22 protein-coding genes are annotated in these 25,585 nt (G+C 67.5%); 13 read left to right on the forward strand and 9 right to left on the reverse strand.

From position 1 onward, the window contains the following. The first annotated feature begins 32 nt into the window (after window positions 1–32). A complete protein-coding gene (gene mmuM / locus F3N42_RS05025) occupies window positions 33–971 on the forward strand; it encodes a homocysteine S-methyltransferase (RefSeq protein WP_150863294.1) in 939 nt (312 codons plus the stop codon). Window positions 972–988: 17 nt separating this feature from the next. Continuing rightward, window positions 989–1,447 (forward strand): PaaI family thioesterase, encoded by a 459-nt coding sequence (locus F3N42_RS05030; protein WP_224784719.1) that lies wholly within the window; start codon window positions 989–991, stop codon window positions 1,445–1,447. On the opposite strand, the gene F3N42_RS05035 is transcribed toward F3N42_RS05030, so the two are convergent. Then, window positions 1,435–2,271 carry a M48 family metallopeptidase gene (locus tag F3N42_RS05035; protein WP_150863295.1) on the reverse strand — a complete coding sequence of 279 codons (837 nt, stop codon included), beginning with the start codon at window positions 2,269–2,271 and terminating at the stop codon, window positions 1,435–1,437. The two genes, F3N42_RS05030 and F3N42_RS05035, sit on opposite strands and share 13 nt — an antisense overlap. A 69-nt stretch (window positions 2,272–2,340) precedes the next feature. Continuing rightward, window positions 2,341–5,325 (reverse strand): CHAT domain-containing protein, encoded by a 2,985-nt coding sequence (locus tag F3N42_RS05040; protein WP_150863296.1) that lies wholly within the window; start codon window positions 5,323–5,325, stop codon window positions 2,341–2,343. A 166-nt stretch (window positions 5,326–5,491) separates the two neighbouring features. On the opposite strand from F3N42_RS05040, the gene F3N42_RS05045 reads away from it, so the two are divergent. Genes F3N42_RS05045 through F3N42_RS05075 form a run of 7 tightly spaced genes read left to right on the forward strand, consistent with a single transcriptional unit; the run spans window position 5,492 to window position 13,462 of the window. Next, window positions 5,492–6,415, forward strand: coding sequence for a vWA domain-containing protein (locus F3N42_RS05045; protein ID WP_150863297.1), 924 nt, complete (start codon window positions 5,492–5,494; stop codon window positions 6,413–6,415). After that, entirely contained in the window at window positions 6,412–7,347 is a 936-nt protein-coding gene (locus F3N42_RS05050; RefSeq protein WP_150863298.1) for a vWA domain-containing protein, read from the forward strand. The genes F3N42_RS05045 and F3N42_RS05050 overlap by 4 nt, the downstream gene beginning before the upstream one ends. Before the next feature lie 57 nt (window positions 7,348–7,404). Then, window positions 7,405–7,809: an FHA domain-containing protein gene (locus tag F3N42_RS05055; protein WP_150863299.1), complete on the forward strand. Its 405-nt coding sequence runs from the start codon at window positions 7,405–7,407 to the stop codon at window positions 7,807–7,809. Then, window positions 7,806–8,567, forward strand: coding sequence for a MotA/TolQ/ExbB proton channel family protein (locus F3N42_RS05060; RefSeq protein WP_150863300.1), 762 nt, complete (start codon window positions 7,806–7,808; stop codon window positions 8,565–8,567). The genes F3N42_RS05055 and F3N42_RS05060 overlap by 4 nt, the downstream gene beginning before the upstream one ends. Continuing rightward, complete coding sequence (locus F3N42_RS05065; protein WP_150863301.1) at window positions 8,564–10,072, forward strand: FHA domain-containing protein; 1,509 nt, start codon at window positions 8,564–8,566, stop codon at window positions 10,070–10,072. Before F3N42_RS05060 ends, F3N42_RS05065 begins: the two co-directional genes overlap by 4 nt. Next, a complete protein-coding gene (locus F3N42_RS05070) occupies window positions 10,069–12,477 on the forward strand; it encodes a bifunctional serine/threonine-protein kinase/formylglycine-generating enzyme family protein (RefSeq protein WP_150863302.1) in 2,409 nt (802 codons plus the stop codon). The genes F3N42_RS05065 and F3N42_RS05070 overlap by 4 nt, the downstream gene beginning before the upstream one ends. Window position 12,478: 1 nt before the next feature. Then, a complete protein-coding gene (locus tag F3N42_RS05075) occupies window positions 12,479–13,462 on the forward strand; it encodes a hypothetical protein (RefSeq protein WP_150863303.1) in 984 nt (327 codons plus the stop codon). Here F3N42_RS05075 and F3N42_RS05080 read toward each other — a convergent pair. The 3 genes from F3N42_RS05080 to F3N42_RS05090 form a co-directional block, all read right to left on the reverse strand. Further along, window positions 13,459–14,289: a hypothetical protein gene (locus F3N42_RS05080; protein WP_150863304.1), complete on the reverse strand. Its 831-nt coding sequence runs from the start codon at window positions 14,287–14,289 to the stop codon at window positions 13,459–13,461. The genes F3N42_RS05075 and F3N42_RS05080 overlap by 4 nt on opposite strands. Further along, window positions 14,286–16,274 carry an MORN repeat-containing protein gene (locus F3N42_RS05085; protein ID WP_150863305.1) on the reverse strand — a complete coding sequence of 663 codons (1,989 nt, stop codon included), beginning with the start codon at window positions 16,272–16,274 and terminating at the stop codon, window positions 14,286–14,288. The genes F3N42_RS05080 and F3N42_RS05085 overlap by 4 nt, the downstream gene beginning before the upstream one ends. Window positions 16,275–16,345: 71 nt before the next feature. Then, entirely contained in the window at window positions 16,346–16,840 is a 495-nt protein-coding gene (locus tag F3N42_RS05090) for a nuclear transport factor 2 family protein (protein ID WP_224784720.1), read from the reverse strand. A 38-nt stretch (window positions 16,841–16,878) separates the two neighbouring features. On the opposite strand from F3N42_RS05090, the gene F3N42_RS05095 reads away from it, so the two are divergent. The 3 genes from F3N42_RS05095 to gcvA all read left to right on the forward strand — a co-directional run bounded on the left by F3N42_RS05095 (window position 16,879) and on the right by gcvA (window position 20,297). Then, complete coding sequence (locus F3N42_RS05095; RefSeq protein ID WP_150863306.1) at window positions 16,879–17,730, forward strand: MOSC domain-containing protein; 852 nt, start codon at window positions 16,879–16,881, stop codon at window positions 17,728–17,730. Between the two features lie 77 nt (window positions 17,731–17,807). Further along, window positions 17,808–19,046, forward strand: a complete 1,239-nt coding sequence (locus F3N42_RS05100; RefSeq protein WP_150863307.1) for a glycosyltransferase — start codon at window positions 17,808–17,810, stop codon at window positions 19,044–19,046. Between the two features lie 357 nt (window positions 19,047–19,403). Next, a complete protein-coding gene (gcvA, locus tag F3N42_RS05105) occupies window positions 19,404–20,297 on the forward strand; it encodes a transcriptional regulator GcvA (RefSeq protein WP_150863308.1) in 894 nt (297 codons plus the stop codon). A gap of 28 nt (window positions 20,298–20,325) precedes the next feature. Here the strand turns inward: gcvA and F3N42_RS05110 are convergent, their stop codons facing one another. Beyond that, window positions 20,326–21,582 (reverse strand): aminotransferase class I/II-fold pyridoxal phosphate-dependent enzyme, encoded by a 1,257-nt coding sequence (locus F3N42_RS05110; RefSeq protein ID WP_224784721.1) that lies wholly within the window; start codon window positions 21,580–21,582, stop codon window positions 20,326–20,328. 136 nt (window positions 21,583–21,718) lie between these two features. Between F3N42_RS05110 and F3N42_RS05115 the strand changes: the two genes are divergently transcribed. Next, entirely contained in the window at window positions 21,719–23,500 is a 1,782-nt protein-coding gene (locus tag F3N42_RS05115; protein WP_150863310.1) for a cation:proton antiporter, read from the forward strand. A gap of 17 nt (window positions 23,501–23,517) precedes the next feature. Here the strand turns inward: F3N42_RS05115 and F3N42_RS05120 are convergent, their stop codons facing one another. From F3N42_RS05120 to F3N42_RS05130, 3 genes are all read right to left on the reverse strand, one after another. Further along, window positions 23,518–24,390, reverse strand: coding sequence for a pirin family protein (locus F3N42_RS05120; protein ID WP_150863311.1), 873 nt, complete (start codon window positions 24,388–24,390; stop codon window positions 23,518–23,520). Continuing rightward, window positions 24,391–24,969, reverse strand: coding sequence for a superoxide dismutase (locus tag F3N42_RS05125; protein ID WP_150863312.1), 579 nt, complete (start codon window positions 24,967–24,969; stop codon window positions 24,391–24,393). It abuts the gene before it with no gap. A 95-nt stretch (window positions 24,970–25,064) separates the two neighbouring features. Next, window positions 25,065–25,487, reverse strand: coding sequence for a DUF4870 domain-containing protein (locus tag F3N42_RS05130; protein ID WP_150863313.1), 423 nt, complete (start codon window positions 25,485–25,487; stop codon window positions 25,065–25,067). Window positions 25,488–25,585 lie beyond the last annotated feature (98 nt).

Consider the following 25,585-nt stretch of genomic DNA (forward strand, 5'->3'; position numbering starts at 1 on the left):
GTGCGCGATTATAACGTGCTAAATTTGCGGGCATGAAGCGCTTCGACGATCTCGTACCCGACGGCGGCACGCTGCTGCTGGACGGTGGCCTGGCCAGCCGGCTGGAAGCGCGCGGGCATGACCTGTCGACGCACCTGTGGTCGGCGGCGCTGCTGCGCGACGACCCCGAAGCCATCATCGCCGCGCACATGGATTTTCTCGAGGCCGGCGCGGACTGCCTGGTCAGCGCCAGCTACCAGGGCAGCCAGGCCGGCTTCATGGCGCTGGGCATGTCCGCCTTCGAGGCCGACCAGCTGATCGCCTCGTCCGTGACCCTGGCGAAAACCGCGCGCGACCGCTACCTGCGCAAGGCGCCGCCCGGGCGCCGCAGGCCGCTGGTGGCGGCCAGCTGCGGGCCCTGGGGCGCGGTGCAGGCGGACGGCTCCGAGTACCAGGGCAAGTACGGCGTCTCTCCCGAAGCACTGAGGGATTTCCACTACCATCGCCTGCCCGTCCTGGACGAGGCTGGCGCCGACCTGATCGCCTGCGAGACCCTGCCCGACCACGTCGAGGCGCAGGTGCTGCACGGCCTGCTGAAGCTGGTGGAGACCCCGGCCTGGGTCAGTTTCACCTGCAAGGACGAACGCCACCTGCACGACGGCACGCCGCTGCGGGACATGGCCAGCCTGTTCGCCAACCACCCGCGCGTCGTCGCCATCGGCGTCAACTGCACCGATCCGGCGCTCATTCCATCACTGATCGCCGAGGTGCGGGCCGGCGCGCCGGAAAAGGCCGTGTTGGTCTACCCCAATTCCGGTGAGCGTTATGATGCCGCGGCGAAAGACTGGACCGGCACCACCCGCACCGACAACTGGGCCGCGGACACGCTGGCCTGGCGCGCCGCCGGCGCCCGCCTGGTCGGCGGCTGCTGCCGAGTCGGCCCGGACGATATCGCCGCGGCGCGGGCCGCGCTGGACGCCAACCCGACCTGACTCACGGGAGAACCACCTTGAAGCAACACGACACCGATGCCATGGCCATCCAGGACCATTACGACCCGGACTTCCAGGTCTGCTACGGCTGCGGCGCCAGAAATGACAAGGGCCTGCACCTGAAGAGCTATATCGACGGTGACCGCGTGGTCGCGGAGTACCTGCCACAGGCGCATGAAATGGGCGTACCCGGGGTCGCCTACGGTGGATTGATCGCGTCGCTGATTGACTGCCACGGCATTGCCACCGGCGCGGCCCACTTCCTCGCCGAGTACAGCGGGCACCCGCCGCGCTGCGTGACCGCATCGCTGCATGTCGAGTACCGCGCGCCCACGCCCATTGATGGCACGCCGATGACCCTGACCGCCCGGGTCACGGATTCTTCGGCGCGCAAGGCCGTGGTCGAGGTGCAGGTGTACGCCGGCGGCACCCTCACGGCCGAGGGCCGCGTTGTGGCGGTGCGTTACAGGGGGTAGACCGGGTGCGGCGCCTTCGGGTCGTAGTAGCGCATCATTTCCGGCTCCAGCTCAGCCAGCTTTTTCTGCCGGTTTGCCGGGTCGGGGTGCGTGCTCAGGAACTGCGGCGGTGAGGCGCCGCCGTCCTTGGCCATCTTGGCCCACAGCGTGGCTGCCGCGCGCGGGTCGAAACCCGCCTTGGCCGCCAGCTCGATGCCTATGCGATCGGCCTCGGTTTCTGCCGTGCGACTGTTGGGCATGTTGACCGCGTAGACCGCGGCCAGCGCCGCGCCCGAAGTGGCGATAGCCTTGTTATCGGCAAAAATACCGACGGCCGCCACACCGATGGAACTGGCCATTTGCACCGACATCTTTTCCGCCGAGTGATTGGCCAGCGCATGGGCGATCTCGTGGCCCATGACCTGCGCGAGTTCATCGTCGGTGGGCTGGATGGTGTTGACCAGTCCGGTGTACATGGCCATGCGACCGCCGGCCATACACCAGGCATTGACCTGCGGATCATCAATCACCACCACGCTCCACTCCCAGTCCGCGGAATCGGGCCGCATGGCAATCGCCTCGGTGATCAGCCGGCCGGTAATGCGCTCGACGCGCCGGACCAGTGCCTGGTCAGACGACAGCTTGCCCTCCTTCTGCAACTCGCTGACCGTCGACACGTACGCCTCTTTGGAACTCGCGATGGCGGAGTCCTCCGACACCAGCATCAGCTGGCGCCGCCCGGTGGGGCTGGTCGCGCAGGCCACCAGCAATGACGTTACCAGGGCGAAAACGAGCAACCGCGCCAACAGCGTACGCTGCGACCGGCGAATGGGGATCTGGTTCATGTGTTCCTCGGGGGTCGGGACCATGTCGCTGAAAAATACGCTACCTCGGCCATGGATGCCAGCACTGCCCTAGCGCGTGTACAACCGGTAGCGTGCCCATTCACGGGGTGCCTGGCCGGCGTCGATGGACTCACGCATGGCCGTGGCCAGTGCCGTGGCGGGCGCCAGGTCGGCGTCGGCCGACGAGTACATGGCGCGAGCGAATGCGGCCGACCGCTCGCGGTCGCCGCGCCACAGGGTGGCCTGGACACTGCCGGCACCGGCCCGGAACCATTCGGCCACGATTGGCGGCACCAGGTCTTCCTGGCCGGGGCGACCCACCATTTCGGCCTGGCCCATGTATACCAGGGCCGCCGTCGTCGTCCACGTGGCCATGTCGGCCGGGCCCGGGCGCTCACGCCCCAGGCCGCCGGCGGGCTCCGACAACTCCAGCCAGGCGTTGTCCGGTCGGGCCATGTCGATATGTACCGGCATCACCAGGTGGACACGCCCGGCCTGGCGGAAGTCGGGGCTCTCGAACTCGTCGGCCAGCAGGGCCGAACCCCGCACCAGCGTCAGCCCGGGCCCGACGAACAGGCTGGCCACCGCGTCCAGCTCCGGGGCCGGGGCGAGTGCCGCCAGGTAGCCGGACTGGAAGTCCTCCGGCGCACCGGCCAGGAACAGGCGGTCTCCCGGGTCTGTCGCTACCCTGGGCGGGGTCTCCGGGAAACCGGTTGGTGTCGACAGCACGTGGCGCTGCACCAGGTAATCACCGTTGACGCGGATGGCCGCCGCCGGAAGGCGCGCCAGCGGGCCCGCGGCCACCCAGTGCAGCCGTCGTGGCAATGACCGGCTGATGGGCCCGAGCAACTGCCGGCCGAGCCGCGCCATGGCCTGGTCGAAGGCCTCGGTATCCAGGGTGGGCAGCCGGTCGGCCAGGTCATACAGTTCCTCGCGCAGCGATCCGCCGGTGGCCAGGCTGAACCGCTCCGTACCGCGCCCGTCCGTCAGCAGCACCCAGGCGCCATCAGCGGCGATGTGGAAGTCCAGCACCGCGCCGTCGCTGCCCAGCGCGTTGCGCCAGGCGGCCAGTGCCGTCGCGCCCGCTTCGGCATCGGCGGAGGGCGGTGGCCGCAGTGATGCCAGGGCGTTGCGCGCCTGGTCGGCGGCGGCGGAGTCTCCGGCGGCCGCCAGGCGGAGAGACTCGCGCAGTTCCGCCAAAGCGCTCTCTTGCGCCGTGGTCCAGGACGATGGTTCGAGTGAAGCCGCCAGGCTGCGCACGCGCGCCAGGCCCAGCTGCGCCTGGGCCGGGGTGGCGCGTGACATCAGCAGGCCGGTATACCCCGTGACCAGCGCATCCCGCCGTTGTGCGTACCAGCCGCCGAGTACGCCCGGCAGGGCCTGGCGATGCCAGCCAATGTCATCAAGCAGGCGCTCGTACTGCGACAATGCGTCCGCCCACTGCGCCTGGCGCTGCAGATGCCGCGCGTACAGGAAGTCCGCTTCGGCCGCTACGCCGGGTATGGCCGTTACCCGCGCCCGGTCACGGGCCTCGCGGGCGCTGTCGGCGGTGCAGGCATCAAATGCGATACACAGCTGCAGGGCCGCCAGTGGCGCCCATGGCGAGTCCGTCGCGGCTTGCAGGCGCCGCAGCGGTGCTTCGGCGCTTGCCCTGGAACCCGGCGCGGACAACGCGTCCAGGGCCAGGGCGTAATCGTGCGCGGCCCGCTCCGCGGCGCCCTCCAGCCGTTCGCCCTGGGCGGCGCGCAGTGTACGCATGCGCTGGACATCACCGCGCTGGCGATAGACATCCGCCATGATGCCCAGCGCCGCAGACACGTCCAGCAACGCCGTGCGACGGCGCCAGCCCGTGCCGTCCGGCATCGCGGCCGCCGCCTCGGCCCAGGCCAGGGCGTCGTCGAAGCGGCCCAGCCCCATCGCCGCCCGCGCCGAGGCCAGCTGCAGCTGCGCGCGGGTGGCCGTGTTGCGTTCCAGCGCCAGCGCCTGGCCCAGCACGTCGAGGGCCTGCGGATACCGCCATGCGTCATTCAGCAGCCGGCCCTGGGCCAGCAGGTTCAGCGCCAGCTCGTCGCCCTGGGCGTCGGCGTCCAGGCGCGATTCGATTTCCCGCAGCACCTCGCCACTGGCGACGACATCGCCCTGCACGGCGTGGACATCGACGAGCCGCTCACGAATGGACGTCGACAGGTCATCCGCGCCGATGTCGTCAGCCTGCGCCAGCCCCGCCTGCAGTTCCTCCAGAGCCTCGTCGTCGCGACCCAGTTTCGACAGCGCCTCGGCGCGGGTGAACAGCGCCTCGGCGTGCACCAGTGGCTGCGTACCGATGGCCGGCTGCGCCAGTACGTTGTCGGCGGTCTCCAGCGCAAGCTGCGGATCGCGGTCGGGGGAAGCCAGCGCCAGCTTCAACCGGGCCGCCGCCAGCGCCACGGCGGGAAACCGGCCGGTGGCCTGGTCGGCGTCGATATCGGCCAGCAGGTCCAGTGCCGTGGCCGGGTCACCCATGCCATGCGCGGCGATATGCGCCTGGTAATAGATGGACCACAGCCGCAACTCATCCATGCCGAATTCGACAAACGTCCTCGCGGCCGTCGACAGCGAGCCGGCCTTGATGCTCCAGCTGGCCGCCGTCTCGACCGCGGGCGCCTGCAGGCCGAAGGCCATCGACCGCAGCGCGCGGTCGAGCGCGGCGCTGCGCTGGTCACGGACGCCAATGCGATTCAGCCCCAGGTCGAACCGGGTCCGGTCGGTGTGACGGCCCGCCGTGACGCGGATGTCCAGCTGCCGCTCACGGGACGTCTCGTCCACGTACAGGAACAGGGGCGCCAGCCGCTGGCCGGGTACACCCGCGGTGGTCACGGGAATGTCATTGATATCCAGGATTTCAACACCAAACTCGGCATCGACACCGTCGACCCGCACCCACAGGGCCTCGTCACTGCCCTGGCGGATAAAGTACTCGCGGCTCAGCGGCGTATCGGCATGCAGCGCGGCCACGAGCAATGACCACGCGACCAGGCCGGCAACCACCTGGCTGATGACCCTTCGCGTGTTCAAGTCGCGTTCTCCGCTGTTTTCATGCCTGACGCACCCCGTCACTTTGGTTAAACTGGCCGACGCGCCGTCTCCGCCACGCTTGCCGCCGACTGCGCATTGAACATTTGAGGTCGCGCAGAGTCAATGTTCCCCATGTCCGCCTTGCCAGAAAGCCGCCGCCCCGACGTTGAAAATTCCTGATCGCGAAACTGCCGTCTTTACCACCTCCGCCGTCGACCTGTTCGCCTCGGCGCTGGGCGCGTTCATCCTGCTGATGATGCTGCTGTTCCCCTACTACCAGCGCGCCGGCAGCGGCCAGGCGTTTTCCGACACCTGGGCGCTGATGCAGGAGCGGCGCGCGCGTGCGGCCGACACCGAGACCCTGCAGGCCGAGCGCGAGCGCATGCAGTCGGAACTCGAGCAACTGATGGCCGCCAACCGCGGCACCGAGGCCGCGCTGTCGCGGTTGCGCAACGAGGCCCGCGACATCGAGCGCCAGCTGGCCGACACACCGGTCGACACCAGTACACCCGAGCCCGAACCGACCCCGCCGCCGCGGGCACCGGTCGACGGCGTAGAATTCTCGATCCTGGGACTGGCCTCGGAGTCCCGCTCCTTCGTCATCGTCGTCGACATGTCCGGCAGCATGCTCAATTACGAGAGCCTGGTGCTGCAGGCCATTCTCGACATCCTCGGGCCACTGGACGCCGATGACGAGTTCGCCATCGTCGGCTACCAGGGCAACCCGCAACCGGTGCTGTGGCGCTGGCCGCAGGGGACCACGATGGCCGCCGGCACCCCGGACAACCTGGCCCAGGCGCGCGAGTTCGCCCGCGGCCTGTCGACCAAGTTCGTCGGCTCAACGCCCACGCTGATGGCCCTGCAGGCGGCCTTCGAATACCCGGCCAACGCCGTGATCCTGATGAGTGACGGTGAGCCGAACAGCCCGCCGGGTTACATCATCCAGAACATTACCGGCATGAACCAGTTCCGCCAGACCGAGCTGCACACGGTGGCGATCGGCGACTACACCCACAACCGTAACCTGGTCATGTTCCTGCAGACCCTGGCGCGACTCAACAACGGCGACTTCGTCGGGGTGTCACGATGAGGCGGCGGCGCGGCATGGGCAGCGTGTTTTCACTGTCGGCCATCGACCTGTTCGCCTCCGGCATGGGTGCGTTCATCATCATCACCATCATCCTCATGCCCGATTACCAGAAAGAGGTGCGCATGGAAGGCCACCTGGCCTACCTGGACGCGCTGGCGCGGGAATCCGAAACCCTGCTCGACGAGACCGAGATGGGCGTCGAGCGCCTGCAAATGGCGCTGGACGCGGCGCGCACCCGGCAGCTGGAACTGGAGGCGGAAGAGCGCATCCTGGGCAGCGAGATCAACACCCTGAATGCCCAGCTGACGGCGCGCCGGCAGCAGCCCACGCCCGCGGTGCTCGACGAGGAACTGGAAGACACGGCCAATGCCCACGCGGTGACCTTTCGTTTCCTGGGGCTGAAAACCGAGCAGACCCGCTATGTGCTGCTGGTGGACATGAACAAGTTCCTTGGCGAGCACAGCGAGCTGGTGCTGCGCAGTGTAGGCCGCGCGCTGGACGCACTGCAGCCGGGCTTCGAGGTTGGCATCATCGGCTTCCAGCAACTCGACGACGGGCCGCGCTTTCACCACTGGCCGACCGAGGGCGCGCTGGCGCCGGTGACCGCGGCCAACCGCGCGCGGGCACTGCGCTGGCTGGGTGATCGCTCGGGCGCCTTCGCCGGCGGCTCGCCCATGCTGGCCGCGTTCGAGGCCGCCTACCGCACCCCTGCCGGCGCCGTCATCCTGTTTTCCGACGGCCTGCCGAATCCCGCGTTCAACCGCGGCCTGCCCGCGCGGCCGCTGGCGCAGGCCATCACGGTGGCCAACCCGGGCAACGTGGAAGTGCACGCGGTGACCATCGGCGACTACTTCAAGTACCAGGGCACCGTGGCCTTCATGGAAACACTCGCACGGGCCAATTCCGGTGGTTTCCTGGCGCTGGCGCAATAACGGGAATCCAACGATGATGCTGATAGAATTCGCGCCGCCCATGGAGCCCCGAAACGCATGAAAACCCTGAGCCTGGGTCGCGATGCCGACTGCGATCTCACCCTCGAAGCCGATGGCGTCGCGCCGGTGCACGCGCGTGCGCGCCTGGACGTTGACGGCTACATCTGGGTGGACGCCACGGAGCCCGGATTTCCCGTTCGCCTGCGGCGCAACGGCCAGTGGCTGCGGGTCCGGCGCACCACGCTTTGCGCAGGCGATGAACTCCGCCTGGGTGACGCACCGCTTGACCTGCCCACGCTGACCACGGCACTGGGCCCGACGGCCCGGCTCCGCTCCGCGCGCCTGGCCGCCGCCCGGCGGCGCACGGCGCCCGACGCGGACGCACCGGCGCGTGTGAGCCGTGACCCGGTCACCGGCGCCATCCGCGAAACCCGGAACAACAACAAGGACACAAGCCCATGAACCGACCCGGCATCACCCGCCTGATCGCCCTGGTCATCAGTACCATCACGGCCATCCTGGTCATCGCGCTGCTGGCGCGTATCCTGCCGCCATCCGCCGCGGCCGTGCTGCTGGACTATTACCGCGCGACCTGGCCGTTCACGGTACAGAATGTGCTGTGGGTGGCGTTCTTCATCGGCCTGGGCGAAATCGCCATCCGCTGGCGCGCCGGGCGGCTGGAAGAGGCCCAGTTCGACCGCGACTACCTGCCCACCGACGACGAGACGGTCCTGCGCCCCGGTGACGACCTGACACCGATTTTCCGCAAGGTGCGGGCCAGCCGATACCGCCGGACCTGTTTCGTGCCGCGACTGGTGGAGCGCTGCATCCTGAACTTCAACCTCAGCCGCTCGGTGGACCAGACCAACGCGCTGCTGAACTCCAGCCTGGAACTGTTCCTGCATGAACTGGACCTGCGCTACAACATCATCCGCTACATCACCTGGCTGATTCCGTCGCTGGGCTTTATCGGCACCGTGGTCGGCATCATGATGGCGCTGAACTACGCCGGTAACCGCACCAACGTGGAGAGCCCGGAACTGCTGTACGAGGTGACCCAGCGCCTGGGCGTGGCCTTCAGCACTACGCTGCTGGCGCTGGTGATGGCGGCGATCCTGGTGTTCCTGCAGAACCTGGTGCAGGGTCGTGAAGAGAACACCCTGAACCGCGCCGGCCAGTACTGCCTGGACAACCTGATCAACCGCCTGTACGCCCGTTGAAACACCGTTATCCCGTCATCGCCGCCCTGCTCGCGGCCTGTATCGCTGTCCTGCCGGCCTTCGCGGCCGCGCAGGACGACGACACCTACCCCACCCGCAAGACGCTGCCCGATGGCGTGGTGCTGGTGGTCAAGCTGGTGTCGGCCACCGAGGTTAAACCCACCACCGGTGTCGTGGTCGCCTACGGCCGCGTGATCCTGCCGGCCAGCTTTGTCGCCGACACGCTCGATGGTGGCCCCGCGCTCGCGGTCATGGACGGTGGCGGCAGCATCGCGCTGAACGGCCGCCCGGCCACGGTGCGGGAGATTTCCCAGTCCGGCGGGCTCGCCATTCTCGACGTGCCCGGCCTGATGGCGCCGCCTGTCGTGCTGGCCCAGGACCCAGGCGAAGACGGTGACGAGCTACGCTTCGGCGGCTTCCCCCCCGCGAAACAGATGGCCGAGGGCCGCGGCCCCATGTGGCTGCCGGCCCGCCTGAGCGCGAATGTCACCGCGGGCGTTTACGGCCTGCAGGAAACACCACGACTGCCCAACGTCACCGGCTTGCTGTTCAATCGCTGCGACCAGTGGGTGGGCTACAGCCTGGCCATGGGCGAGCCCGACCTGGCCGCGCCATTGCCACCCGTGGTGATGTTCGACCCCGAGCTGGGCAATGTCCTGGCCCGGCTGGGCGCGCCGGCACTGAGCACGGCCCCGTGCGCGCGCCCGGTGGTTGCCGAACAGGCACCCGAGCCTGCGAACACCAGCCCCGAACCCGAAGTGCCACCGCAGGCCGAACCCGGGCCCGCCGCTGTTGATGCCGACACTGCGGGTGACGACACCGCGGCCGCTGACACGGTGGATGCCGCGACCGGCTCGGACGACGCCCCTGCGGATGCCCCGGCCGAAAACGCCGCCCACAACGAACCGTTGGCGACGAACGGGGTCGGCGAATCAACACCGGCCACCGGGCAAGCCGATGCCCCTGCGCCGTTACCCCGCTGGCTGCCGCCGGCGGTCGGCGGCGCGCTGGGCATGCTGCTGCTGGTGGCGGTGCTGCTGGGCTGGCACAGGCGTGGAAAGGCGCCGGTCACTGATGCCGACACCGTCGAACTGGTCGCCGCCCCGCGCCAGGCTGCAGCGTCGCAGGAAAGCCCCAAGACACCCACGGCCGAACGCTGGCCGCCGGGCGCCAACGCCTGGCTTTACGCCCAGGCGACGACGCCGGAGGGCGAGGCGCTGCGCACACGCTGCGCCGTGGACGCCGACGCGTTCGCCTGCGTCCTGGGCCGCGCCGATGCCGACCTGGTGCTCGACAATGACTCTGTCAGCCGCGTTCACCTGCGCCTGGAGCGCCGCGATGGCGCGCTGATGGCCGGCGACCTGGGCTCCACCAACGGCACCTCGATCGGCGCCGCCCGCTGCCTGTCCGGGGAGATCGTGTACCTGGAGCCGGGTGAGACCCTGCAGGTGGGCGACCTGGCGGTCAAGTTCCGCCTGGATGACGACGAGGACAGCGCGCCATGAACCGCCCGGCCACACTGCCGGCCGGCAGCCAGGTTGATGGCCTGGTCATCAACCGGCTGTTGCGCCAGACCGCGGAAAGCGCGGTTTACGAGGTCACCGACCCCGCCATCGATGCCCGCTTTGCGCTGAAGGAGTACCTGCCCGAAGGCCTGGCCCTGCGTGACGATGACGGCCATGTAAGTCCGCGGCCGGGCGACGAGGGTGCCTTCGAAGCCGGGCTGGCGCGCTTCCGGCGTGAAGCCCGGCTCGCCGCGGGCATCGAACACCCGGCCCTGGCGCGCGTCATCCGCCTGTTCGACGCCAACGGCACCAGCTGCCAGTTGATGCCGCTGTACGGCGGCGAACCCCTGCTCGAAGCCCTGGGTTCAGCACCGGCGGCGGGCCTGGCCCGGACCGTCACGCTGTCGCTGATGGATGCCGTGGCCGCCCTGCACGAACTGGACCTGGTACACCGCGACATCAAGCCGGGCAATGTCCTGGTCGATGACGACGGCCGGGTCACGCTGATGGACCATGGCGGCCTAGTCGAGACCGACGCCGACGCGCGCCGTGGCACGCCGGGCTACGCGGCGCCGGAGCAGTATGACGCGGCGCGCAGCGTCGGGGCGCAGGCCGATATCTACGGCCTGGCCGCGGCCCTTTATCACGCCCTGACCGGCGAGCCGCCTGTGCCCGCCGACGTCCGCCAGGCAGCCAAAGATGCGGGCCAGGCGGATCCGCTGCTACCCGCGCGTGAGCGCCTGCCGGCCAGCCGCTACGGCGGTCTGGGCGACGCCATCGACCATGGCCTGCGCCTGGACCCGGCCAATCGACCCGAATCAGTCGCACAGTGGCGCCGGGCCTACGAGAGCCTGGACTGGCGCCTGGACGCCGGCCGCGCCGAAACCGCCGAAGACACCACGGAGAAGCGCGAGTGGCTGTCCACCGCCCTGTTCGCGACGCTGGGCCTGGTGCTGGTAGCCATCGCCGTGTTCCTGCTTGGCGGCGACCCGGAACGCCTGCCCGAGCCCTCGGTCGATAGCGGCCGCCAGGCACCGGAAGCGGGCCCCACGGGCAGCGGCAACGAACGCGCGGCGAGCCCGGAGGAACGCGCCCAGTGGCAGGCCGCGCTGGATGCCGACACGCTGCTGGGCTACCGGCGCTTCCTGGAAGCCTGGCCGGACTCCATCTTCCGGGAGCAGGCGCGGCTGCAGATCAACGTGCTCGACGAGCGGGCCTGGCAGGAACTGTCTGAAGAAAATACCCGCGGCGCCTATTCGCGCTACCTGGAGCAGTTTCCCGGTGGCCTGCACGAGGCCGACGCGCTACGCGCCATCGAGCGCATCGACGAGGCCGAGGCCCGCGCCGAACGCGAACGCCTGGCCCGCCAGGCAGCCGACCAGGCCGCCTGGGACCAGGCCAGGACCGCCGGCACCGTGGCGGCAATGGACGAGTACATCCGCACCTGGCCGGCCGGTGACCAGGTTGAGACCGCGCGCGCGCTGCGCCGGCAACTGCTCGACCAGGCCAACGAGTCCACGGCCTGGGACGCCGCCCTGAAACTGGACACGACCGAGTCCTACCAGGCCTATATCGACGCCTTCCCCGACGGCGAACACGTGGCCGATGCGTTGGCCGCCATCGACGGCTTCGACCTGCGCCCGGGGCGCTCCTTCCGCGACTGCGACACCTGCCCGGAAATGATCGTGATCCCGGCCGGCGCGTTCCAGCAGGGCAGCGATGCCGCCGACGCGCCGACCCGCGAGCAGCCAGCCCATGCCGTGCGCATCGCGCGCGACTTCGCGGCCGGCATGTACGAGGTGACGATGGCGCAATGGGACGCCTGCGTTGACGCCGGCGGCTGCGAAGCGGCTCCATCCGATAACGGCTGGGGTCGCGAAGAGCGACCCGTGATCATGGTGTCATGGAACGATGCCCAGCAATACGCGCACTGGCTCAGCCAGCTTACCGGCGAGACCTATCGCCTGCCCACGGAAAGCGAGTGGGAATACATGGCCCGCGCCCGCGAGAGCGGCGATTTCCCCTTCGGCGACCCGGCCCAGGTCTGTTCGTTCGGCAACATCGCCGGCATGGAAACCGAGTTCCGCTGGCGCCACCAGGCCTGTGCCGACAGCACCGCGCTGGGCACCCTGCCCGTCGGCCAGCTCAGGCCGAACGATTACGGCCTCTTCGATGTCATAGGTAACGTGGCTGAATGGACCGCTGACTGCATGAACCTGTCCTACATCGACGCCCCGGCCGATGGCCGTGCCTGGACCCGGGGGATCTGCTCATCGCGCATGGCGCGCGGCGGCTCGTGGGTCACCGGTACGCGCGACATCCGCTACTCGGCCCGTTTTGACCTGAAGGCCGGCGACCGCAACGACTTCACCGGTTTCCGCGTCGTTCGCGAGTTGAGGGACTGACATGGCGACTGACTCCAGGCCCCTCACCCTGCTCGCGCTGGGCGGGATTCTGTTCGCGCTCACGCTGCCGTTGCATGCCGGCGCCCAGGACGAAGACGAGCCCGATGCCTTGGTGGAGAGCGAAGAGGTGGACGTGAACGAGGACACCTACCGCGCCTTCATGGAACTGGACGACCGTGACATCCAGCGCGCCCGCTTTTCGACCCAACCGGCGCCGATGAACACGCCGCGAAGCCTGACCGGTCTGCCGGAAGCCTCGCAACGCCACCTGCGCGAACAGCTGCGCGACATCATCGTCGGCCGCGGGCCGTGGACCCCGGCCGAGGCCGACGCCGATTATCCCTACGTCCCCAGTGCCGCGGCCGCCGGTGACCCGGCGCTGCGCCAGCGTGAAGCCAAGGCCTGGAACGAACTGGTCGGTGAATACCACCAGCGCGAGGCCGCCCTGTACGCCGACGCCCAGGGTGGTGGCCAGGGCGGCGGCCAGGATGCCGCGGCATCACAGGGTGACGCTGCCGCGGCGTCCGCGCAGGCCGCGGGCAGCACATCGGCTTCCAGTGACGGCTCATCCTCCGGGCAGGACGGCGCACAGGGCCAGGACGGGCAGTCCGGTGAGTCTGGTGAATCCGGCGAGTCCGGTGAGTCTGGCCAGAACAGCGACAGCGCCGAGCGCAGCACCAGCGAGCGCGACTCGCAGGCCAGCCAGTCCGAGCAACAGCGTCAGCAGCAGCAAAGCCCGGTGCGCAGCAGTCGCCCGCCCACCGAGGGCGTGTCGCAGAGCGCGCTGGAATACCTGACCGGCCAACCGGCGGAACAGCCGGCACAGCCGTCCCTCAGCCGCCCACAGGCACCCAACGACCTTCAGGGCAGCGGCGACCAGGGGCTGTTGACGCTGGAAGAACTGGAGCGGGCCCGTGGCCTGCAGCGATTGCCTGTTCCTCCCCCGGCCGAGCCCGAGGAAGACGAACCACCGCAATCGCCCTAGGGCACCGGGTTGGTATCGAGCAGGATCACGTCCTCGGCAATCTCGTTGAGCAGTTTCTCCGCGCGGTCCGCGTCCGTCGGCTCGCGCGTGTAGAACGATTCCGCGGCGCGGATGTGCTGGTCGAAGCTGTCGGTCTGGGTCTCATCATCAAACATGCGCTGCCAGGCGTCGGTGCGGCCGCCGACGGCGTCGATGGCGGCGTCGGTCAGGCGCCCCAGTTCCGCGTCGAAATCGCCGAATTCCAGTTCATTGCGCAGGTACAGGGTCCGCCCGCGGTAGGTATCCAGTGACGGCTCGAGTTCGGCGGGCAGCACATCGGCCAGCGCCTCGGCAATCGCCGTGCGCACCAGGATGGCGTCCTCGCTGATGGCATCGCGGTTGACCAGCTCGATCAGCACCGGGTGAGCCGCCGACAGCGCGTCCATCTGTGCGGCCAGGGCAGCATCATGTTGCGCCGTCATCTCGAACAGCGAAGCCGCGCCCAGGCGCATCTGGGCCTGGCCGACGATGCGCGCCAGCGGCGTTGTGTAGTCATCCGGATCGAACTCAGCCTGTGCCGGCGCCTGCGCGGCCCGCTCCGCCTGCATGGCCCGAACGGCGTCCAGCAAGGCCGGGGCGACGCCCTGCCCCGCCAGTCGCATCAGGCCCAGGCGGCGGTACTGCTCACCCGGCGTCAACGCGGCCAAGGCGGCGAAGTCCGGGCCGGCATCGACCGTCGCGCCGTCACTGGCCATGACCACGCTGCCACCCGCCAGCGCCAGCGCCGTCGCCAGGGCCAGCAGCGACCAGCGGCCCGCACCCGGGTACTTTCGGGGCCAAGGCCTCACTGGGCGGCTCCCGACGGCGCCGCCGCCTGGGTGTAACTGAAACCGACCCGTTCGTTTGGCTCGGCACGGCCAGTGTCGACGCCATCGCGGTAGTGGCGCAGGCGTGGCGCCTCACCCGCGCTCTCGACCCAGACGACGCCGTCAAGGCGGCCGCCGCTGAACTCGCCTTCGTAGTACACCGGCGTGGCGCCCGCGCGACGACTGACCATCGCGCCGGTGCCCTGCGGCCGCCCGTCGCGGGCCTCGCCCAGGTATTCGACACTGCGCTCGCCCGACATCGCGACGCCAAAGCCACGACCGCTGGCGCGGCCATCGACGCAGGCACCCCACCAGGCACCGGGGGCGTCAAGGCCGGGCGCGCTGAACTGGCAGCGATCGTCGACGCTGACCGCCATCGAGCGTACGCGCGACTGGTACAGCGACAGCGTCTTGTTACGGAACTCGCCGAAACCGCGGGCGGTAATGACCTCGCGCGATTCCAGCCATTCCATCTGCACCGACATCTGGCGCTCGAACGTGGGCGCCATGCGGGCGATGAACTTCTCGCTCACCTCGGCCGATTCCGAGCGTGTGTCGAGTGACTTGTTCATGGCCCAGACCGAGCCAACCAGTGAGACGCCGGACAACGACGCGACCATCGCGGCACTGGCCGTGGTGGAGACGGTCGCGCCGTACACCGAGCCGGCCAGCGCCAGTGCGGCCACCGCGGTGGTCATGTTCTGGCGCCGCGCCAGGCGCCGCCGTTCCTCCAGCATGCGGTACTCGGCGGCGATGATCTTGCGCATGCGCACGCCGAAGTCGCCGCTGTAGGTACCGCCGTAGATACTCTCGGACTGGGCCGCCAGGAACTCCCGCTCTGCACCCACCAGGGCCTCCGCCAGTTGCAGGCGGGCGCGCACGCTTTCGTCCTCCGAGCGCGTGTACCAGACCCGCGCCAGGCCGGGATCGAAGCGCGCCAGCGCGGCCTGGCGCTGGAAAAAGGTCGCACGGTCGATATCAATCGTGCGCAGCAGGCTGATCACACGCGCGGCGAAGCCGCTGGAGAAAGTCACCGCGAACGGGTCATACTCACCGGGCTCATCCAACCGGTCCATGCGCTCGGCCGGAATCTGCAGTTTCTCCAGCGGATAGCCCTCCAGGGTCATCCGCTCACCACCGGAGCCCGGTGCGCTCAGCGGCAGGCTCATGGACGGCGCGTCACGCTCGGCGAGAAAGGCGATGAAGTCCAGCGATGCCGGCTGCGGCACCGACGCCTCACCCGCGCGCGCGGCGATGTCCCGCATGGCCTGGGCTTCCGAGGCCCGCCACGACGCGGCCGCCAGGTCGTCACTGGCCAGGATCAGGCCGTTCAGCGCCGGCCGCGCCCAGCGCCCGGCACGAACCACCGCCAGCGGCGTGAACAGGTCCCCGAAGGTCACCGGCGGCGAATCCATCATCTCGTTGACGTCGGGATAGGTATAGGTGCCGAAGTCGATGGTCAGCGCCGCCGGCACCTGTTCGGACGCCAGGATCGGGCGGCTGTAAAGGCCTTCGTGCTCATCCCACAGCACCAGGTGCGGCGACAGCAATACGGTGTGCTCGGGCAGCCGGTCGCGCAGTTCCCGGTACAGCGACATGGCGAAATACCCGGACTTGGCGATGACGGTCTGCGCGATGCGCTCGGTCTGTGCCTTGCCGTACACGGTGTACGGCACTTCGCCGCCGATGGCGTTGACGGCGAAGGAACTCACGTAAATCGACTCCGCGTCGGCGTGAATCATCGCCGGGTAACGGATCACCACCAGCGCCGCGGCATCTGGCGCCTGCAGCGGCGCCGGCGCCTGTGCGGCGCTCACCGCCTGAGGCCGCGCCTCGTAGACCGAGCCCTGTTTGCCGCGCGCCGTTCCGGCGCAGCCGGACAGCACCACGGCGCCAAGGGCCAGGAGGACGACAGCCAGTCGAACCGGCAGGCTGGATGCCAGGGAGTCAGTGGATCTGGATTTCACAATACGGGTATCAACCGGGTGGAACTGCAATGGACTGCGCCACGTGGAAAAAGTGCCATGGTAATCGTCGATCAATCGCTCCCGGGAATACGGGTCGCCTGCCAGGCCACGACCTGCCACTGGCCGTCCCGCTGCACGAAGGTGCCGGTATTAAAGTAGGCCAGCTCACGCGCCGGCGCATCACCGCGTGCCGCGACATTTGCCACCAGGCGGAAGGCTACCGTGGCGGTGTTCCCGTACTCGCGTATGCGAATGTCGCGTCCGGAGTAGGTGACTTCCGGGCCGGGCTCATCCGCGGCCGGTTCGTCGAAGCCGGCCATGATCTCGGCCTTGCCGCGTCGCGTGCCATCGGACGAGGTGTAGACCAGGTCCTCGGCCCAGAAGCGGTCATGCGTGGCGGCTTCATCGACGTTGGCGAGAAAGTCCTCGAGCAGGTCGACGATGGCTTCGGCAGACGGCGTAGCGGGAACGTCGTTGGGCACGTCGTCGGCCACGGCGGGGGCCAGCCAGGCCAGCGTGGTGGCCAGCACGATGGCGGGCATGATGGCGGGCATGCGACAGTTCACGATATCCTCCGGACGCCAGCGAATACTGGACACAGTTCATGATGAAGATCGAAGTCTCGGCCCTGCATGTCTATCCGGTCAAGTCACTGCCCGGAATTTCACTGCAATCGGCGCGCCTGGAGCCCACCGGGCTGGCGGGAGACCGGCAGTGGATGGTGGTGGACGACAACGGCCGCTTCGTCAGCCAGAGAAACACGCCCGCCATGGCGCTGATGGGTTGCGAACTGGGTGACAACCAACTGGTCCTGCATGCACCGGATCATCCGCCCCTGGCCCTGCCTCTTGAGCCATCAACCGGGCAGCACGCGGCGATCAGCGTTTGGCGCGATAAGTGGCAGGCGCTCGACGCCGGCGACGACGCCGCGCGCTGGATCAGCGGGGCCATCGGCCAGGGTCGCGCCCTGCGCCTGGTGCGGGCCGATGCGGCCCGTCCACGGACGCAGTCCCAGCCCGACCGGTACGGGCCGCACACCACGACCCATTTTGCCGACGGCGCGCCGTACCTGGTCGCCGGTGCGGACTCGCTCGACAGGCTGAACGACAGCCTGTCGGGACAGGCCGGCGGCGCGGTCGACATGCGGCGGTTCCGGCCAAACATCGTGGTCACCGGGCTGCCGGCGTTCGAAGAGCATGCCACCGGTCGCCTGCAGGGCCCAGGCTACGACCTGGAACTGCGCTACCCCTGCCAGCGCTGCGTCATCACCACCATCGACCCCGATACCGCCATCGCCGACCCCGCCCGGGAGCCGTTCCGGACACTGGCGACGCTGAATCCCATGCCCGGCAACCCCAGGGCGCCGGCCTTCGGCGAGAATGCCATCCTGGTCTCCGGTGCGGGCGCCACCATTCGCGTGGGAGACATGCTGACCGCCCTGCCCCGCAAAACCTGAGTCACCCGGGCCGCCGATTGTCATCATGCTGCCATGATTGCGGCGGCATAGTTGGCGCCACCCGGCCGGAGTAACCCATGCGCGAGAACCTGCCTTCGGGGGCCAGCGGCGCCCTCGGTATCCTGATGATCTCGGACGTGTACTTCCCACGCGTCAACGGCGTTTCGACCTCGATTGCCTCGTTCCGGCGCGAATTGCTGGCCCAGGGCCATCGCGTGACCCTGGTCGTACCCGCCTATGACGGCGACCCACCCGATGATGACGATGACATCGTCCGCGTTCCCGGCCGGCAGATTCCCGGCGACCCGGAAGACCGCCTGATGAAGCGCGGCGCGCTTAAGCGCGCACTGGCCGCCATCGACCCGGGCGACTATGACCTGGTGCACATCCAGACCCCGTTCCTGGCCCACTATGCCGGCAAGGCCTGGGCCCGGCGCGTCGGCCTGCCGGTGATCGAGACCTACCACACGTTCTTCGAGGCCTACTTCCACCATTACATCAAGGCCATGCCGGCCGGTGTCTCGCGGCAGCTGACCCGCTGGTTCACACGCCGACAGGTGAATGCGGTGGACGCACTGATTGTGCCGTCCAGCGCGCTGGAGGATGTCATGAAGCGGTATGGCGTCAGCACACCAGTGCACGTCTTGCCAACGGGCCTGGGGCCCGAGGATTTCCGAACCACGGACGCCGATCGTTTCGCCCGCGGCCATGGCATCGACCTGGATCGGCCGACACTGGTCTACGTGGGCCGCGTGGCCCATGAAAAGAACATCGGGTTCCTTGTGGATATGCTGGCGAAGGTGCGCGAACGGGAGCCGGATGTTCAGTTCCTGCTCGCCGGTGAGGGCCCAGCGCTGGGCTCGATCCGCGCCCGGGTGCAGCGCCGGGGGCTCGATGGCAACGTGATCTTTACCGGATACCTTTCAAGGGACGGGGAATTGCAGGATTGCTACGCCTGTGGCGATGCCTTCGTGTTTGCCTCGAGGACGGAAACCCAGGGGCTGGTGTTGCTGGAGGCCTGGGCCTGTGGCGTTCCGCTGGTGTCGACGGCCCACCTGGGCACGCGCGACATACTCGCATCCGGCCGCGGCGCGCTGGTGCCCGCCGATGATGTCGACGCTTTCGCCGATGCGGTCGTCCAGTTGCTGGGCGACCCTGCGCTTCGTGAACGTCTTGCCGTCGAGGCCCGCGAGGAAGCGCGGCTGTGGACCTCGGAAAAGCTGGCCGCCCGCATGACCCGGGTCTACAGGGACCTGGTCAGCGGGCGGTCAGCGTCTTACCACAACGCAACGGACCAGCCGCCACCGGCGCGGTAACCCGCGTTACCCAGGCGACGCTGGCGTGAAAGACGGCGGTCACGAGACCGTCCGCGTGCCAGGTCACCTTCGTTGGCAGCTGAACCCGCCTCGACACGCGTCACGCCAACGGCGGTTACGCTCGGTTCGGGTTCTCTCGGGCCGAAGCCACTTCCCATCGTGCTATCAGTTAACATTTACTTCACCCTCCAGTGATTAAAACCACGCTAAAATATGAAACACACATGTCGTTTCCGTTACAGATTCATTTCAAATGGACCTGCCCTCTGGAAACTAAACATGGGGGAATTTTAAGCACTTGCAAGACTCACTTCTAACGGGTTTAATTACCCATGTTTTCACTATTTCTTAATTCATATGGCTTCACTACCACTTAACGCACTTCGCACCTTCGAAGCCGTCGCCAGCCGCCTCAGCTTTTCCGAGGGCGCACGCGCGCTGAACGTCAGTCCGGCCGCGGTGTCATCGCAGATCCGGCAGCTTGAAGAGCGCCTGAACCAGCCGCTGTTTCGCCGCCACGGCAAAACCATCAGCCTGACAGGCGCGGGCCGGAAGCTATTGCCCGGGGTGCAGCGGGGCATGGGTGAATTGCGCAAGGCCATGCGGATCGTCGACCAGGACCGCTCCGGCGGCGTGCTTAACGTCAGCATGGTGCCCACGTTCCTGCAGAAGTGGCTGATGCCGCGGCTGTCCGATTTCTACCAGGGTCACACCGATATCGACCTGCGTATCAATGCGCACAACGAACTGGTGAATTTTGGCGAAACGGACTTTCACGCGGCCATACGCTTCGGGCCGGGTGAGTGGAAAGGGCTTGAATCGGAACGCATCCTGCGTGACTGGATCATGCCAGTCTGCAGCCCGCGCCTGTTACGCGAGATTGGCCCGATCGAGTCAGCCGAACAGTTACAGGACCACAAGCTGTTGTTCGTCGAGAGCGAAGTCTGGGATGCCTGGTTCCGGGTCATCGGCAACGACGGGCGCGACAAGCGCTGGCCGGGCCTGAATGATTCACTGGCGATCCTGATGGCTGCTGAACAGGGGGAAGGCATCGCGCTGAGCCGCTGGTCACTGGTGGCCCGGGATATCGCGGCCGGCCGGCTGGTGCGCCCTATCAACAAGGTAGTGAGAACCGACTGGTCCTACTATTTCGTCACCCCGCCGGCGTACGCCGATATGCCCAAGGTTATCGCGTTTCGCGAGTGGATCCTGGAACAATGCAAGGCCTTCCCGCCGCCAGACAAGGGCTGACCCCGCCGGCGGCGCACCACCCCGGCGCTTAGCCCGGGCTGGCCCCCACGCTACGCGGCCGGGCGCGGGCGGCCATCGCGGACAGCACTTTCTCGATCCGCTCGAACACCCTCGCGAATTCGTCCGGGGTGGGCAGCGTGGTGACGCGGAAGTGGTCGCGGTACGGCACGTTGAAGCTGCTGCCGGGCGCGATCAGCACGTGCTGCTTCTCCAGCAGTTCCAGCGCGAAGGCCTGGTCGTCAAAGCCGGGCAGCCGCTGCGTGTCGACACGCAGGAAGGCGTACATCGCCCCGGCCGGCGCCCTCACCTCGAGAAACTCGCTTTGGCCGGCGCCGTCGATGATGGCCTGGCGTGACTCGTACAGCCGCCCGCCAGGCGCCGTCAGCTGCTGGATGCTCTGTACGCCGCCCAGCGCGGTCTGCACCGCCCATTGGCCCGGCACGTTGGCGCACAGGCGCAGCGACGCCAGTAGCTCCACGGCCTGCAGGTAGTCGTGCGCGTCGGTACGCTTGCCGCTGAACACCGCCCAGCCGATCCGGTAGCCGCAGGCGCGGTAGATTTTCGACAGGCCGCTCAGCGTCACGCAAAGCGTGTCGCGCACCAGCGTGGCCATCGGCGTGAAGGGCGCCTCACCGTAAAGCATCTGGTCGTAGATTTCGTCGCTGAACACCACCAGGCCACGGCGCTCGGCGATGCGGGCGATGGCCGCCAGGCGGTCGCGGTCGTAAACGGCGCCGGTGGGGTTGTTCGGGTTGATCAGCACGATGGCACGGGTCCTGGGCGTCAGCAGCGCTTCAACCTGTTCCGGGTCCGGCTGGAAACCATTCTCCGGCCGGCAGTCGTAATACACGGGCCGCGCCTGGTTGAGTGTGACCGACGCGCTCCACAGCGGGTAGTCGGGGCTGGGCACCAGCACCTCGTCGCCGTTGTTCAGCAGCGCTCGCAGGCACAGCTCGATCAGTTCACTGACGCCGTTGCCAATAAAGACATCATCGGCCGTCACGTCCAGCACGCCGCGGTTCTGCTGCTGCATGACCACCGCCTCGCGGGCCGGGAAAATGCCCTTCTGGTGGCAGTAAGGCTCGCTCTGGCCCAGGTTCTCGATCATCGCCAGGCGCATGGTCTCGGGCGTGCGGTAACCGAACAGGCCCGGGTTGCCGATGTTCAGCTCGGTGATCTCGTAGCCCTGACGCTGCAATTCCTGTGCACGGTGCGCCAGCACACCACGAATCTCGTAGCGGACGTCGCGCAGGCTGCGGTTGATGGGGCGTTGTTCCTTGTCCACGGGTCTTTTCCGGCCGGTCATGAAGTACGGAGTGTTCCATTCACCGGGCGGCGCGGCAAGCGCTTTGTGCGGCCGGGTCCCGACCCTTTCCAGCGGCTGTTATGATTCATGCCTTTCCGCGCCAAGAAATCACGCCATGCCAATCGCCCTCGAAATTGCCCTTTTGTTCATGCTTGGCGTCTTCTGCCAATGGCTGGCCTGGCGGCTGCGATTACCGGCCATCCTGCCGCTGCTGGTGGCCGGCCTGGTGCTGGGCCCCGGCACCGGCATCATGGACCCGGACCAGTTCCTGGGTGACCTGCTGTTCCCGCTGGTGTCACTGGGTGTGGCCGTGGTGCTGTTCGAGGGCAGCCTGACGCTGCGCATTTCCGACGCCCGCCAGGTGAGCACGATGATCCGCAACCTGACCAGCATCGGCGTACTGGTCACGGCAGGTGTCATGGGCGCCGCGGCGCACTACCTGGCCGGCCTGGACTGGCGCCTGTCGCTGCTGTTTGGCGCACTGGTATCGGTCACCGGCCCGACCGTCATCGTGCCCATGCTGCGCAGCATCCAGCCCACCGAGCGGGTGGCGAAGATCCTGCGCTGGGAAGGCATCCTGGTCGACCCCATCGGCGCCGTCCTGGCGGTCCTGGTGTTCGAGTACATCGTCACCGGCCACGAGCAGGAGTCGCTGCTGGAGTTCGGCAAGGTACTGATGATGGGCGCGGTCTGGGGCACCACCGGCGGCGTGCTGCTGGCGCAGATGCTGCGGCGGCATATCATGCCGGACTACCTGGAAAACTATGCCTCGCTGGCCCTGGTGCTGCTGGTGTTTACCGCCTCCAACGCGCTGGGTGACGAGTCCGGCCTGATCGCCGTGACGGTCATGGGTATCTTTATCGCCAATTCAAAGAACGTCGATTTTGACCAGCTGCTGACCTTCAAAGAGCACCTGACGGTGATGCTGATCTCGATGTTTTTCATTATCCTGGCGGCGCGCCTGAATATCGACGATGTCAGGGAGATCTGGGCACCGGCGCTACTGATCCTGGGCATCGGCCTGTTTATCGCCCGCCCCCTGAGCGTGCTGTTGTCGTCCATCGGCAGCACCGTAAACTGGAAAGAAATGACCCTGATCGCCTGGGTCGCACCGCGTGGCATTGTCGCCGCGGCGATCTCGTCACTGTTCGCACTCAAGCTGGAGCAACAGGGTGTGGAGGGTGCCGGTGCGCTGGTGCCGCTGACCTTCGTCATGATCATCGGCACCGTGGTGGTCTACAGCTTCACCTCGGGCCGGCTGGCCTCGGTGCTGGGGCTGTCCAGCCGTGGGCAGCAGGGCGTGCTGATCAGCGGCTCCAACCAGGTGGCGCTGGCGCTGGGCGAAGCCCTGCACGCCAACGATATCCGCGTCAAGGTCATCGACACCCGCGCCGACGGCCTGAAGCAGGCGCGCATGGCCGGGCTGGAGACGTTCTACGGCAATCCGGTGTCTGAGCATGCCGAGCGCTACATGGACCTGACCGGGTATACCCACCTGCTGGCGGTGTCACGCAACGCCGAGGCCAACGCCATCGTCTGCTCTCGCTACCGGCACGAGTTTGGCCCGCAGAGAGTCTACAGCGTGCGCTCGGGCGCCAGCGACGACGATGACAAGGAAGGCTTTGTCCGGACGCTGCGCTCGGCCACGCTATTTGCCCGCGATGTCAGCTGGACCAAGCTGGCCAGCCTGATCGGCAACGGCGGCGAGATTCGCAGCACCCCGATCACGGAGAACTTCGACTTCGAGGCTTACCAGGCCGAATGGGGCAAGCAGGCCACACACCTGTTCGCCATCGACGATGACGGCAAGCTGCGGGTGTTCAGCGATGAGCCACGGCTCCAGCCCAGGGCGGGCTGGACCGTGATCAGCCTGGTCAATACCAACGGTTCAATGTAGACCATCCGGGCCAGGCGTTACAGGCGGACTTTCTCCGGCAGGGGGATGAATTCATCGTCGCCCGGGACCGGGTCGAAGCGGCCTTCGGCCCAGTCGTCACGCGCCTGGGAAATCCGTTCACGACTGCTGGAGACAAAGTTCCAATGCTTGTAGCGCGGCCCTTTCAGGGGCTGGCCACCGAAGTACAGGAACATCGCACCGGCATCGATACCCATGGCCAGGTCGCCCGGGTCAGTGATCAGCGCCATCTGGCCGGCCTCGACGGTCTCGCCACCCAGCCTGACGCGGCCATGGGCCACGTAGACCGCGCGTTCGTCGGAGCGTGCCGGCAGGGTCAGCGTGGACGGCTGTTCCGCCTTCACCGCGGTGTAGAACATTGGCGACTGCGTCTCCACCGGCGATGACAGGCCGAATTCGTCGCCGGTAATCACGCGGATATCCAGGCCGTTCTCCACCTTGCCGGGAATATCCTCTGCCGGGTAGTGCCGGAACGACGGCTTGGTTTCCTCCAGCTCCAGCGGCAGGCCAACCCAGAGCTGGATGCCGTGCAGGTTGGCCTGGCGGGCGCGCTCGGCGTCATCGGTGCGCTCGGAATGGACGATGCCGCGACCGGCCACCATCCAGTTGACCGCGCCGGGGCGGATGGGCAAGGCGTTGCCCAGGCTGTCGCGATGGTAGATCTCGCCTTCGAACAGGTAGGTCACCGTGGCCAGGCCGATATGCGGGTGCGGCCGCACGTCGATGCCCTCCCCGGGCGCGAAGGTGGCCGGGCCGATGTGATCGAAGAACACGAACGGCCCGACATGCTGCCGATCGCCGGACGGTAACGCCCGGCGAACGGTAAAGCCGCCCATGTCATGGACGGCATTGTCGAGATACTGCAGGCTCATTCAGCCGCCGAAGTTGGCCGCGACGAAATCCCAGTTGGCCAGCTTCCAGATCTCTTCCAGGTACTTCGGACGCGCGTTGCGGTAGTCGACGTAGTAGGCATGCTCCCACACGTCCACGGTCCACAGCGGCTTCTTGCCGTCGGTCATCGGGTTGCCGGCGTCGTCGGTGTTGACGATTTCCAGGCCATTGTCACCGGCCACCAGCCAGGTCCAGCCGGAACCGAAGTTGCCGATGGCCGAGGCGATGAATTTTTCCCTGAAGGCATCGAAAGAGCCGAAGGCCGCGTCGATGGCCGCGCCCAGTTCGCCACCGGGTTCGCCGCCGCCGTTCGGTGACAGGCCATTCCAGTAAAACGTGTGGTTCCATACCTGGGCAGCGTTGTTGAACAGGCCGCCGGAAGACTTCGCGATGATCTCTTCCAGGCTGGCGTCGGCGAATTCGGTGCCTTCGATCAGCTTGTTCAGGTTGGTCACGTAGGCCGCGTGGTGCTTGCCGTAGTGGTAGTCCAGGGTCTCGGCGGAAATAACGGGCTCGAGCGCTTCGCGCTCATAGGGCAGCGCGGGAAGTTCATGTGCCATGGTCGTGGCCTCCTTTTCAAATGCAGGTTGAGTTGATGGCTACATTCTACTTGGGGACGGCCCCGCGTGGTTAAAAGTCCCGCAATGGCCACACTTCAGCCAAACACCTTGATGATCGTCCCCGGGTACGGCCACGCCTCGCCTTCGTTGGCCTTGATGCCGCCGATGATCGAGAAAATGATCGTCGCCAGTGCCAGCGCCATGAAGCCGAAGATGCCAATGAGGATGAACGTCAGGATAAAGCAGATCACCCCGTACACCAGCGACGTGATGATCCAGTTCATGACGATGTGTGCGTGCGGCACGATACCCGGCAGGTCATCCTTCTTCAGTTGCCAGATAATGATCGGCACGATCAGCCCGGCCAGTGGCACAACCCAACCGGCAAGGACTGAAAAGTGAAGGAACATGGCCCACTGGCGGGTTTCACGGTCGTCCCCCGCCGAAGGTGGCGGGTTCGCGCCCGCAGTGTCGCTTTCCGTGCTCTGTGTCTCCGGCCCTGGTCCAATCTCGCTCATGCTCCCACCCTCCGGTTGTTCTGTTGGTGACTGACAATGTATACGAGGCCAATCATGCCATGCAAACCGGCGCCCGACATTTGTCCCCGCCATAGAAA

The sequence above is a fragment of the Marinihelvus fidelis genome (assembly GCF_008725655.1).
GTDB classification, from domain to species: domain Bacteria; phylum Pseudomonadota; class Gammaproteobacteria; order Xanthomonadales; family SZUA-36; genus Marinihelvus; species Marinihelvus fidelis.

Bases quoted from the DNA above. Each gene is read 5' to 3' on its own strand.
- F3N42_RS05070 (WP_150863302.1), top strand. From the start codon at position 10,069: ATGAACCGCCCGGCCACACTGCCGGCCGGCAGCCAGGTTGATGGCCTG.
- F3N42_RS05055 (WP_150863299.1), top strand. From the start codon at position 7,405: ATGAAAACCCTGAGCCTGGGTCGCGATGCCGACTGCGATCTCACCCTC.
- mmuM (WP_150863294.1), top strand. From the start codon at position 33: ATGAAGCGCTTCGACGATCTCGTACCCGACGGCGGCACGCTGCTGCTG.
- F3N42_RS05050 (WP_150863298.1), top strand. From the start codon at position 6,412: ATGAGGCGGCGGCGCGGCATGGGCAGCGTGTTTTCACTGTCGGCCATC.
- F3N42_RS05125 (WP_150863312.1), bottom strand. From the start codon at position 24,969: ATGGCACATGAACTTCCCGCGCTGCCCTATGAGCGCGAAGCGCTCGAG.
- F3N42_RS05130 (WP_150863313.1), bottom strand. From the start codon at position 25,487: ATGAGCGAGATTGGACCAGGGCCGGAGACACAGAGCACGGAAAGCGAC.
- F3N42_RS05075 (WP_150863303.1), top strand. From the start codon at position 12,479: ATGGCGACTGACTCCAGGCCCCTCACCCTGCTCGCGCTGGGCGGGATT.
- F3N42_RS05120 (WP_150863311.1), bottom strand. From the start codon at position 24,390: ATGAGCCTGCAGTATCTCGACAATGCCGTCCATGACATGGGCGGCTTT.
- F3N42_RS05060 (WP_150863300.1), top strand. From the start codon at position 7,806: ATGAACCGACCCGGCATCACCCGCCTGATCGCCCTGGTCATCAGTACC.
- F3N42_RS05115 (WP_150863310.1), top strand. From the start codon at position 21,719: ATGCCAATCGCCCTCGAAATTGCCCTTTTGTTCATGCTTGGCGTCTTC.
- F3N42_RS05100 (WP_150863307.1), top strand. From the start codon at position 17,808: ATGCGCGAGAACCTGCCTTCGGGGGCCAGCGGCGCCCTCGGTATCCTG.
- F3N42_RS05095 (WP_150863306.1), top strand. From the start codon at position 16,879: ATGATGAAGATCGAAGTCTCGGCCCTGCATGTCTATCCGGTCAAGTCA.
- gcvA (WP_150863308.1), top strand. From the start codon at position 19,404: ATGGCTTCACTACCACTTAACGCACTTCGCACCTTCGAAGCCGTCGCC.
- F3N42_RS05035 (WP_150863295.1), bottom strand. From the start codon at position 2,271: ATGAACCAGATCCCCATTCGCCGGTCGCAGCGTACGCTGTTGGCGCGG.